Raw genomic sequence first — 11,094 nt, 5'->3', positions numbered from 1 at the left:
CGCGAAGGATTGGGAATGCAAAAGCCGGAAAGGGCGAGCGTTCGTCCTCTTGGCCTCCATCCGCCTCATGACCCGAAAGCTCTGTCAGAAAACATTATGATGCCGGACAGACTCTCAGGCCGAAATCGGGCAGGAAATATCCGATTAGGGCTCCCAGCACAATTCCCATGAAAACTTGAACGTATAGCCTGCCGAGCCAAACTTTCATTGCGGCGTCCCTCCAAAGATAGAGATCCTGTGCTTGAGCCCAGGCCGCTCCTTAGCTCGAAGCTTCACGGACGATTACGCCTGGACATCGTGATTTGGCCAATGCCATGATCGGTTTGCGTTATGCGCAAGCGGCATCGGCATGGACCTCGACTGGCTCAAGGACTTTTTAGCGCTCGCGGAGCTGAGGAGCTTTTCGCGTGCCGCCGACGTGCGGAACGTGACGCAGCCCGCCTTCAGCCGGCGCATCCGGGCGCTTGAGGACTGGATTGGCGTCGCGCTCTTCGTGCGGGGCGCGCAGGGGGCCACGCCGACCCCCGCCGGCGCCTATCTCCAGCCGCTTGCTGAGGGCTTGATGGGCGACCTGCAGCGTGCACGTCGCGAAACGAAGGCGGTCGGGGAACGTGAGACGGCAACGTTATCCATCGCCGCCACGCACGCGCTGTCCTTCACCTTTTTCCCGGGTTGGATCCGACGCCTCATGCGCTTCGAGACGCTTGGTACACTGAGCCTGGTCTCGGACAGCATGGAGGCGTGCGAGCAGATCATGCTCGGCGGCGAGGTTCACTTCCTGCTCTGCCATCATCATGCAGATGCCCCGTCGCGTTTCGAGCCGGGTCGATTCCAGAGCGTGAAGGTCGGAGACGACGTCCTCGTCCCGTTTTGTGCTCCGAGCCCTGGGGGCAGTCCTTCATGGCCGTTGCCCGGATCATCCGGACGGCCATCGAGGCATCTCGCCTACAGTCAAGCCTCTGGCCTCGGTCGCATCTTGACCATTCACCGAACCGGGCGAAGCGAGACGGTGCACCTGGAGACGGTCTTCACATCCCACCTAGCCGCTACCCTCATGTCCACGGCGCGGGATGGGCAAGGCGTTGCCTGGCTTCCAAGAACGTTGGCGGAGGACGACCTGTCGCGTGGCCGCCTCGTCCGAGCCGGCCCTGAACACTTCGACATTCCCATCGAGATCAGGCTTTTCCAATCGCCGGACTGCATCAATCGCGCTGCAGAGCAACTCTGGCAAACGGTGGCACGCATTCGCCGCTGACCGTGGCGAGCCCATCGTCCCCACACGTCCGCTGACCCCGAACATAACCTAGCAGGAGACGGACCGAATTTCACCCGACCTGGTCGTAGAGCAGACTAGCGAGTGTTGATCCGACCCGGTTGCGTGGATGAAAGCCGTAGTGGGCCGAAAACAGGCCAAAAATCTGAACCCAGCAAAAGATCGACACTGGTTAACAGCTGTAGCTACACTTCGAGGAATTAGTCTGATATCAAATCACCTTAGTCGTCACTCGAAACCAAGTCCCACATGCGTTCCGCGGTTGGGCTCTGACGGGCGCGCGGGCGGTAAAGCCGGATCTCGACCGAGATATCGTCGGCGGCTCGGGACGCTCTGACGAGTGTCCCACGTTCAAGATCGTCCGAAACGATACTCAGGGGCGCCCATGTCAGACCGCGACCGTTCCGAGCCATCGCGACGAGGACGGAGGTCAGGTGCGACGCGAAGACGGGCTTCAGCGAAGCTCCGCTCTCGGCGATGATATGTGTGCCCGCCAGGATGCGTCCGAGCCCGGAATCGTTGGTGAGGTTGAGGAGGGGCAGCGGCGCCGCCCGACTTCCGGGCAACTCGAACAGCGGCCCCGTTCCTTCTGGGTTCGGCGCGCTCACCGGGAGCAGAGTGTCGGTCCCGAGACGGATAGACCGGAATTGGTCGGTCATCAGCAGGTGGGAGGTTTGGGGATGATGGTGGCACAGCAGGAACTGCGCCTCGCCCCTCAGCATCAGCTGCTCGCAGGCGGCCATGTGGGCGGCGGTCAGGTTAACCGTCGCCTGGAACTGCTCACTCGCCTCCATGGCCTTCAGCCAACTCGGGAAGAATGTCAGCGAGAGAACCTGGGTGGAGGCAAAGCGGAGGGTGGAGGCTGCCATCAGCCCAGCCTCCCGGGCCGCTTCCCGACCCTGGAAGAGACGTCGGAGGATCTCCTCCGCCACCGGGCGGAACCGTTCCCCGGCCGCGGTAAGCATGACCGGCTGTGCGTCGCGAACGAACAGCGGTGCGCCGACCCAGTCCTCCAGAGCCCTGACCCGGCGGCTGAACGCAGGCTGCGTGATGTTCCGCTGTTCGGCAGCTCGGGAAAAATGTCCGAGGTCGACGAGCGCCAGGAAGTCTTCGAGCCACGCCGCGTCCATCCTGCGAGTTCCCGTCCCTAGAGAAAGCCGTCCCGACCGAAGCTCGGCAGCCTCGTTTCACGGAACGATGAGAGCGACCCAGGCCTCGGTCAATGTTCCGGGCCAGCCAGCGAAACGCTGCCTGTATGAACTGATGCCGGATCGGCATTGGCTCTTTAGGCCTTGATGCCAGATCTCTGGATGCAATCAGTCATGACCGCCGGATGCGGAACATGACGCCAACCCCGACCAGGGAGAGACGCCATGCAGACCGCGGCCCAGGCCCAGCGAAAGCCGATCTATACCAGCCTTTACGTCCAGGTCGTCGCCGGCATTATCCTTGGTGTCGTGGTTGGTTATGTCGCTCCGTCCGTCGGCGTCGACATGAAGCCGCTCGGCGACGTCTTCATCAAGATGATCAAGATGGTCATCGGCCTCGTGATCTTCTGCACGGTTGTCGCCGGCATCAGCAGTATGAGCGACATGAAGAAAATGGGCCGCCTCGGCGGCAAGGCCTTGCTCTATTTCGAGGTGCTGTCCACGCTCGCGCTCGTCATCGGCGTCATCGTCGGCAACGTCGTCCGGCCGGGGGCCGGCATGAACGCCGACGTGACCAAACTCGATGCGGGCGCCGTCGCCAAATACGCCGGCCAAGCCAAGGAGCACGGCACCGTCGACTTCCTGATGAACATCGTCCCGAACACGGTGTTCGACGCCCTGACCAAGGGTGAGATCCTTCCCATCGTCTTGATCGCCGTCCTGTTCGGGTACGTGCTCTCGAAGATGGGCGAGTCCGGCAAGCCGCTGCGCGACCTCGTCGACTCAGCCTCCCACTGGATCTTCGGCGTTATCAACGTGCTGATGCGGTTTGCCCCGATCGGTGCGTTCGGGGCGATGGCCTACACCATCGGCAAGTTCGGGCTAGGCTCGCTCGGCCAGCTCGTCGGGCTGATCGGCACCTTCTACCTGACCGGCGCGATCTTTGTGTTCGGCGTTCTCGGACTGGTCTCGCAGTGGGGCGGCTTCAGCCTGCTCAAGCTTCTCCGCTACCTTAAGGAGGAGTTGCTCATCACCCTCGGCGCCAGTTCCTCGGATGCGGCGCTTCCCTCGCTGATGGAGAAGCTGGAGCATCTCGGCTGCTCCAAGTCGGTGGTCGGACTGGTGGTCCCGACCGGCTACATCTTCAACGCCGACGGCACCTGCATCTACATGACGCTCGCCGCCCTGTTCGTGGCGCAGGCCACCAACATCGAACTGAGCCTGACGCAACAGATGGCGATCTTCGGCGTGTCGCTGCTGACCTCGAAGGGCGCCTCCGGCGTCACCGGGGCCGGCTTCATCGCCCTCGTCGGAACCCTCTCGGTGGTCCCAGCGATCCCGCTGGCCGGGATGGCCCTGATCCTCGGGATCGACCGCTTCATGAGCGAGGGCCGGGCCATCGTGAACATCATCGGCAATGCTGTCGCCGCCATCGTGATGGCTAAGCTGGAGGGCGAGCTCAACACCGGTCGCATGCAGGAGGTGCTCTCCGGCAGGCTCGTCGAGGACTACGCGATCGGCGTCGATGGCTCCGTCCCCCGTCGTCCTTCCATCGCAGCGCCTGCCACGGCCTCGCTCTGAGCCTAGCGCGTCGTCCAGGCGCGGCGCATGCGCCGTTCCTTCCCCTTCGAGAGAGGCCCGCACGCGATGCAACCGATGACCCTCTACGACAAGCTGATCGACGCCCACACCGTGCGCCGCCTTGACGACCGCTCCGGCGCCGGCTCGGAAATCCTGCTCTACGTCGATCGCACGGTGCTGAACGAGTACACCAGCCCGCAGGCGTTCAGCGGCCTGCGTGAGGCCGGCCGGCCGGTCTGGAGCCCGAAGGCCTCCCTCGCCGTCGTTGACCACGTCAATCCGACCACCCCCCGGCGCGTCGCCGAGATGCCGGACGCGGGCGGGGCGCGTCAGGTGTCCTACTTCGACGAGAACTGCCGCGACTTCGGCATCGAGCTCCTCGACGTTCTGCACCCGCTGCAGGGCATCGAGCATGTCGTCGCCCCCGAACTCGGCTTCATCCTACCCGGCATGGTGATCGCCGCCGGCGACAGCCACACCACGACCTACGGCGCATTGGGCGCCCTCGGGTTCGGCATCGGGACGTCCGACATCGAGCACTACCTGGCGACGCAGACGCTGCAATACCGCCGCGTCCGAACCATGCGGGTGACCGTCGAGGGAGTGCTGCCGGCCGGGGTCACGGCCAAGGACGTGGTGATGGCCGTCATCCGTCAGATCGGGGCGTCAGGCGCCACCGGCTACGCGGTCGAGTTCGCGGGCGACGGCATCGCGGCCCTGGAGGTCGAAGGCCGGATGACGATCTGCAACATGATCGTGGAGGGGGGCGCCCGCGGGGTGATCATCGCCCCCGACGAGAAGGTGTTCGCCTATCTTTGCGACAAGCCGCGGGTGCCCCAGGGCGCGCTCTGGGACGCTGCAGTTAAGCACTGGTCGACGCTGCGCAGCGACCCCGGCGCGGTCTTCGACCGGGAGGTCCGCCTGGACGCGGCGAAGATCGAGCCGTTGGTGACCTGGGGAACGAGCCCGGACCAGGCCGTGCCGGTCGGCGGCATGGTCCCCGACCCCACCCTGGAAACGGACGCCGCGCGTCGCGGCGACATGAACCGAGCGCTGGCCTACATGGATCTCGCACCCGGCATGGCCATGGAGAGCGTGCCCATCCAGCGGGCCTTCATCGGGTCCTGCACCAACGCCCGCCTGTCGGACCTGCGCGAGGCCGCCGACATTTTGCGCGGCCGCCGGATCGCGGAGGGCGTGCGCGGCATGGTCGTGCCGGGCTCGTCCAGCGTGCGCCGTGCCGCCGAGGCCGAAGGCCTCGACCGCGTCTTCACCGAGGCGGGCTTCGAATGGCGCCAGTCCGGCTGCTCCCTGTGCCTCGCCATGAACGACGACGTGCTGGCGCCGGGGGAACGTTGCGCGTCCAGCACCAACCGCAACTTCGAGGGCCGCCAGGGCGCGGGCGGACGCACCCATCTGATGAGCCCGGCCATGGTCGCGGCCGCCGCGGTCATGGGACACCTCACCGACGTCCGCCGTCTCGCGAAGGAGGTCTGACCGATGCAGCCGTTCACCACCGTCACCGGACCCGCCGCGGCGCTGCCGGCCGCGAACGTCGACACCGACGTGATCATGCCGAAGCAGTTCCTGAAAGGCATCGACCGCAACGGGCTCGCCCAGGGAGCGCTCCACGGCCTGCGCTTCGCCGAGGACGGCGCGTCTCGCCTCGACTTCGTCCTCAACCGACCGGAATGGGCCGATACCCGGTTCCTCGTCGTCGGCCCGAACTTCGGCTGCGGCTCCTCCCGCGAGCACGCCGTGTGGGGCCTCATGCAACTCGGCATCCGCGCCCTGATCGGCACCACCTTCGCCGGGATCTTCGGCGACAACGCAGCCAACAACGGCCTCCTGTTGATCAGGCTCGACGTGGCGGACCTCGCCACGTTGAGCGAACGGGCGCTCGATCCGGCGAACAATATCCTCACGGTTGATTTGCCGAAGCAGATGGTCTCGACCGGCGACGGACACGTGGTGCCGTTCGAGATCGCGCCCCTGCGGAAGGACGCGATGGTGCGGGGTCTCGACGCGATCGGTAGCACCCTGGATCATGCGGCCGACATTCGCGCCTTCGAGACGCGCTACCGCGCCGAGCGTCCCTGGCTGGCTTGAGAAGCAGGAGGCCGTCATGCTCGGACCCGACCCGTTCCTTCCAGGTTTCGAACTACACGACATCGAGTCCGGTGCAGTCCGCATCCGCGCTTCGGTCGGCGGCGCAGGTCCGCCGGTGCTGCTGCTGCACGGCCACCCGCAAACGCATGCGACTTGGCAAGCCGTCGCGCCGACCCTGGCCGAACGCTTCCGCGTCGTGGCACTGGACCTGCGCGGCTATGGTGATTCCGACAAGCCCGACGGTGGGGAGCGCCACGTCAACTATTCCAAGCGCGCCATGGCGGCGGACGCGGTCGCGGTGATGCGTCACCTCGGACACGAGGCTTTCGCCCTCATCGGCCACGACCGCGGCGGCCGGGTCGCTCACCGCCTCGCCCTCGACCATCCGGAGGTTGTGACCCGGCTCGCGGTATTCGACATCGCGCCGACCGCAACGATGTACGCACGCACGGACAAGGACTTCGCCTCGCGCTATTTCTGGTGGTTCTTTCTGATCCAGCCTGCACCGTTGCCGGAACGCTTGATCGCCGCAGACCCGGAGTTCTTCCTGCGCACGCATGTGGACGGACAGTCGAAGACGTCGGGATCGCCCAGCCCTGAGCTCTTCGCCGAATATCTTCGCGTCTACCGCGATCCGGCAACGCGCCATGCGATCTGCGAGGATTACCGTGCAGCCGCGACCATCGACCTCGAACACGACGCGGCCGATGCGGACAAGCGCATCGAGGTCCCCCTCCTGGCGCTCTGGGGCGCCAAGGGCACGGTTGGCCAGACCTACGACGTTCTGGCGACATGGCGCGAAAAGGCGCTCGACGTGCAGGGGCACGCGCTCGATTGCGGGCACACCCTGCAGGAGGAGCGCCCGGATCTTGTGCTCGCCGCTTTAGCGAGCTTTCTCGCCAATGAGGGGCGATAGGCTCTCGAAGGTTTTGCTCGACCACAAAGGCCGTTTTCGAATCGGCGGCGGCCGTAATCAGGTGACCGAGCACGGTGGGGAGCCGTCTACCATCGCAATCCGAGCGAACGTCCCGTTTCCTGGAATCACTTCCTGTAAGCAGCCAGACTGCCTTCCACCCGGATCCAACGCCCATCCGCATCCATGGGGCGTTCGAACCCGATCCCTTAAGGAGCTGACCCTACGAGCGTGCGGATCTGGTTGCGAACTTCCTGGGTAACAGGGTTGTAGACGATCATTCCGAGGTCGGGCCGGCCATCGACCGCAAAGGCGGAATACTCCAGGTCGATCAATCCCAAGGTTGGGTGGCGTAGCCGCTTGATCCCATCTCCGTGTGAATGGATGTCGTTCTCCCGCCACAAGGCGGCGAACTCGGGACTAGTGCGACAGAGTTCGTCTACCAGCTCGCCGACCTCGGACGTAGCGCCAGCCCGGACCGCATCCGCCCGGAAGGCACCGACCACGAAGCGGGCGACGCTTTCCCAGTCATGCTGCACCGTCCGCACGCGCGGGTCGCCGAAGATGCGACGAAGGATATTGCGCTCGCCGGGAGGGAGCGCATCCCAGTCGGTCAGAACCACGGCAGCGGGGCGGTTCCAGGCGATCACGTCCCATGTCGCCGTCTTGACGATTGCCGGGCTGACCTCAAGCGTGTCGAGCAACCGCTGAAGGCGCGGCGTGATCCCCTCCTTGGGCCTGTAGCGAACCTCTGGGGGACGCCCGAGGGCAAGCATGAAGACGTGCTCTCGCTCGGGCTCGGTCAGCATCAGCCCGGCGGCGATGCGGTTCAGCACGTCCGCGGAAGGCGCCCCCCCGCGGCCTTGCTCCAGCCAAGTGTACCAAGTGGCGCTGATGTTCGAACGTTGGGCGACCTCTTCCCGGCGCAGGCCAGGCGTACGCCTGCGACCCGCGAACCCAAAGGCGGCCGGATCGAGCTTAGTCCGTCGATCCCGCAGGTATGCTCCCAGCGAGGTTTCTGAACTGGCAGGCATAGCGATCCTGTTAAGGGTTATAACGGGATAAAGTCAATACTTTAACGGGATCGCCGATGCGCCGATAGAGGACGTCCAGACCACATCGGACCGCACCTCATGCGCATCTTCCTCACCGGGGCCACCGGCTTCATCGGCTCGGCGATCATCCCGGAACTGCTCCGGTCCGGGCATCAAGTCCTTGGTCTGACACGGTCGGCCGCGGGCGTTCAGAAACTGATTGACGCCGGCGTCGAACCCCATCGCGGCGACCTCATGGACCTGGACAGCCTGCGCAGTGGCGCGGCCGAGGCGGACGGGGTGATCCACACCGCGTTCGATCACGACGACTTCTCGAACTTCGTCGCAAACTGCGAGAAGGATAGGTGCGTCATCGAGACCCTGGGTTCCAAGCTGAAGGGATTGGATCGACCGCTCCTCATCACGTCCGGCACTGGTATGGGCAGCCCCACGGGGGGCGGGCTGGCGACCGAGGACGTCTTCAACGTTGAGCACCCGAACCCCCGCATCGCTTCCGAAATGGCGGGTGCCGCGCTCTTGGACGCTGGCGTCAACGTGTCGGTCGTGCGCCTCCCGCAGGTACACGATACGGTGAAACAGGGGCTGATCACCTATCTGGTCGACGTTGCCCGCCGGACGGGCGTCTCGGCCTATGTCGGTGACGGAGCCAACCGCTGGCCTGCGGCTCCCGTTCTCGATGTCGCTCGCCTCTATGCTCTCGCGTATGACAAGGGCGAGGCGGGTGCCCGGTACCACGCCGTCGCCGAGGAAGGTGTCGCCGCCCGCGACATGGCGGAGGCCATCGGTCGTGGTTTAAAAGTGCCGGCGGTTGCCCTTTCATTGGATGCGGCAGCGGAGCACTTCGGATGGCTATCCGCGTTCGTGGCCTCGATATGCCGGCGTCGAGCGCGCAGACGCGGAACCGACTTGGTTGGCAGCCGACTGGACAGGGACTGATCTTCGACCTTGAGCGGATGGACTATTCGCGCCCCTCGAACTGAGCCGATCTCGTCTGCTTGCCGCCAGTCAAAAGGACAAGCGGCGGGTCAATTTTCGACCCAACTTGGCCGTACGAGACGACATCGTCGCTGCCGGAAAGCGGACGTAAGCCTTCGCTCTTGCGGACGGCAGGTAATCGCCGAAAGCCCGCTGCTTGGTTTCGGTAGTGTCATGCGCCACGCCTGATTGAGCCTTGGCGTCCTCACCCACACCTCTGCCGTAAGCAGCAGTAGGCCCCCGAGCCGATGAGATGGGGCGTCAGGCTGAGGCCGTTCATACAACTTAATTGCAGGTCTGAAGGTCGCAGCCTAAGTTCGCAAGAGGTGCCTAAACCCACGCTTATACAGGTAAAATGGCAGCGTCTCGATCCTCACGGCATCCCATTGCAGCCGGGATGAGCCCGTTAATCAATTTTAAGTAGATCGCATCCATCAATCAACTCGCTCACAAGTTGTGTTTCGAGATCGTAGGCGCATAATCGTACGGCGGCAGGCCGACCTGCCGAGACCGTTCAGGGTGATCGACGACGCCAACATCGAGTTCCCGGCGACACCACGTTTGGACACGCACGCACCCGATAGCATTCGGAAGGAGATGAACCGTGCAGACCACGACAGACCCCATCGAGATCGCCGCCAAGATCCTTACCGCCTACGTTGCTCGCAACTCTGTACCGGCCACGAGCCTGCCGGACCTGATACGCACGGTTCACGGCTCGATCACGGGGCTGACCACTCCGCCGAAGCCGGTGCTAACGAAGCCGACCGATACAGAGATCCGTAAGTCGATCTCGCCGGACGCCATCATCAGCTTCGAGGACGGCAAGCCCTACAAGGCGCTGCGCAGGCATCTCACCCAGCGCGGCCTGTCGCCCGAGGCCTACCGTGCCAAGTGGGGCCTCCCGGTCGACTATCCCTTTGTCTCGCCCAGCTACAGCGCGCGCCGCTCCCTAATCTCGCGCACCATCGGGCAGAACCAGCGCCTGCGCTTTCAGCAAGCGGCAGAGTGATCCAAAGACCTGCTAGACGGTTCCCACCGAGACCGCGCTGGTCTGCGCTTGGCCGGCGTGGTGTCAATAGAATTTACTGAATAATGTCGGGTCCGTTCATCAGCTTTATGAGGCGGACAACTCCCATGAGTTCGGCGTCACCGAGTTGCTCCCCATCTACCAGCCATAGGCCGAGTTCATCGCTGGCAGGCTCCACTTTCCAGCCCATCCCGCGAAGAACGTCGGCGGCTTCTCGACAGGGATCGTCGCTCATGGTGTCTCGATGCACCCCATCAGGATCGCAGTCCGCATCATTCCGTGCCGAAATTTCTCGTTCCTGTCCCGATGGGCAACGACCGATTTTGCCGGTTGATTTACCCTCACCGCGTTGGCGAGATCCAAGCTGTGACCGCTCTTGAACTGGAAAAGGCGCGTCGTCAGGTCCGTCATGAACACGTCCACGGCGGCGCTCACCTCGTCGTTGGTGACGATTTTGGCCTTGAGCAAGTCGCGGGTGATCGTGGTGCTCATTGCTACTGCTCCGAAGACGCCATCAGCCTAAAGCTACTCCACCGCTTCTGGATGCAACGAAGGTGTGCCACGGTAAGCCCTTGAGATGAGGGGGCAACTATCGTGGACCCGGCGATGCATCAGCGTACGCTTCACAACTGAGGTGTACGATCCGGCGACGGCTACGCGGCCGTGGCAAACCGGACAGCGTTTCTCAGCCTTTGCGTACTTCCCCTGCGCCTCGATGAGGCGGACAGCGAGCCAAACTCCGTCAACCTTCACTTCGCAGCGCTTCGCATCCAGCTCGGTCATAGTTTGAATTGCCACGCGAGGACTTCCTCAGCCAGTGCGCAGCGGCCACGGGCCTTAAAAGCTCGTATCTGCATAGGCGCTCGTACGGCGACACCGGATTGGTCGTGTCCCAGGCGGTGGTGTAGCTGAGGGGTGGTCATCGGCGGTTGCCGGGTAGGGTCGGGTTGCGACGACCAACCCCGAACCCGAGAGACCCCCGATGACCGACGAGATCATGGCCCTGCGCG

At 64.1% G+C, this 11,094-nt stretch carries 10 protein-coding genes and 2 pseudogenes; 8 read left to right on the top strand and 4 right to left on the bottom strand.

Translation table 11 applies throughout. The annotated features are described in order from the left end of the window. Together FV234_RS23875 and FV234_RS23870 are read left to right on the top strand one after the other, a co-directional pair. Nucleotides 1–100: pseudogene (locus tag FV234_RS23875) on the top strand (IS5/IS1182 family transposase); the annotation flags it as partial. A 249-nt stretch (nt 101–349) separates the two neighbouring features. Then, nucleotides 350–1,255 carry a LysR family transcriptional regulator gene (locus tag FV234_RS23870; RefSeq protein ID WP_147832088.1) on the top strand — a complete coding sequence of 302 codons (906 nt, stop codon included), beginning with the start codon at nt 350–352 and terminating at the stop codon, nt 1,253–1,255. Nucleotides 1,256–1,494: 239 nt separating this feature from the next. On the opposite strand, the gene FV234_RS23865 is transcribed toward FV234_RS23870, so the two are convergent. Continuing rightward, nucleotides 1,495–2,403 (bottom strand): LysR family transcriptional regulator, encoded by a 909-nt coding sequence (locus tag FV234_RS23865; protein ID WP_147832086.1) that lies wholly within the window; start codon nt 2,401–2,403, stop codon nt 1,495–1,497. A gap of 243 nt (nt 2,404–2,646) precedes the next feature. Here FV234_RS23865 and FV234_RS23860 point away from each other — a divergent pair, with 243 nt between their 5' ends. From FV234_RS23860 to FV234_RS23845, 4 genes are all read left to right on the top strand, one after another. Beyond that, entirely contained in the window at nt 2,647–4,002 is a 1,356-nt protein-coding gene (locus FV234_RS23860; RefSeq protein WP_147832084.1) for a dicarboxylate/amino acid:cation symporter, read from the top strand. Between the two features lie 66 nt (nt 4,003–4,068). After that, nucleotides 4,069–5,499, top strand: coding sequence for a 3-isopropylmalate dehydratase large subunit (gene leuC, locus FV234_RS23855; protein WP_147832082.1), 1,431 nt, complete (start codon nt 4,069–4,071; stop codon nt 5,497–5,499). Between the two features lie 3 nt (nt 5,500–5,502). Further along, nucleotides 5,503–6,111 carry a 3-isopropylmalate dehydratase small subunit gene (gene leuD / locus FV234_RS23850; protein ID WP_147832080.1) on the top strand — a complete coding sequence of 203 codons (609 nt, stop codon included), beginning with the start codon at nt 5,503–5,505 and terminating at the stop codon, nt 6,109–6,111. Between the two features lie 16 nt (nt 6,112–6,127). Then, entirely contained in the window at nt 6,128–7,027 is a 900-nt protein-coding gene (locus FV234_RS23845) for an alpha/beta hydrolase (protein ID WP_147832078.1), read from the top strand. Between the two features lie 206 nt (nt 7,028–7,233). On the opposite strand, the gene FV234_RS23840 is transcribed toward FV234_RS23845, so the two are convergent. Further along, entirely contained in the window at nt 7,234–8,058 is an 825-nt protein-coding gene (locus tag FV234_RS23840; RefSeq protein ID WP_147832076.1) for a helix-turn-helix transcriptional regulator, read from the bottom strand. Between the two features lie 99 nt (nt 8,059–8,157). Between FV234_RS23840 and FV234_RS23835 the strand changes: the two are divergent. Then, nucleotides 8,158–9,059: pseudogene (locus tag FV234_RS23835) on the top strand (SDR family oxidoreductase). 599 nt (nt 9,060–9,658) lie between these two features. Further along, nucleotides 9,659–10,066 carry a MucR family transcriptional regulator gene (locus FV234_RS23830; RefSeq protein WP_147832074.1) on the top strand — a complete coding sequence of 136 codons (408 nt, stop codon included), beginning with the start codon at nt 9,659–9,661 and terminating at the stop codon, nt 10,064–10,066. 73 nt (nt 10,067–10,139) lie between these two features. Here the strand turns inward: FV234_RS23830 and FV234_RS23825 are convergent, their stop codons facing one another. Together FV234_RS23825 and FV234_RS23820 are read right to left on the bottom strand one after the other, a co-directional pair. Further along, nucleotides 10,140–10,319 (bottom strand): hypothetical protein, encoded by a 180-nt coding sequence (locus FV234_RS23825; protein ID WP_147832072.1) that lies wholly within the window; start codon nt 10,317–10,319, stop codon nt 10,140–10,142. Further along, nucleotides 10,316–10,576 carry a hypothetical protein gene (locus FV234_RS23820; protein ID WP_147832070.1) on the bottom strand — a complete coding sequence of 87 codons (261 nt, stop codon included), beginning with the start codon at nt 10,574–10,576 and terminating at the stop codon, nt 10,316–10,318. Before FV234_RS23820 ends, FV234_RS23825 begins: the two co-directional genes overlap by 4 nt. Nucleotides 10,577–11,094 lie beyond the last annotated feature (518 nt).

Origin of the sequence: Methylobacterium sp. WL8, from assembly GCF_008040045.1 — a bacterium.
Classification (GTDB): Bacteria; Pseudomonadota; Alphaproteobacteria; order Rhizobiales; family Beijerinckiaceae; genus Methylobacterium; species Methylobacterium cerastii.
The sequence above is the reverse complement of the archived record's forward strand: the minus strand, read 5'-3'. Positions and strand labels throughout refer to the sequence as shown.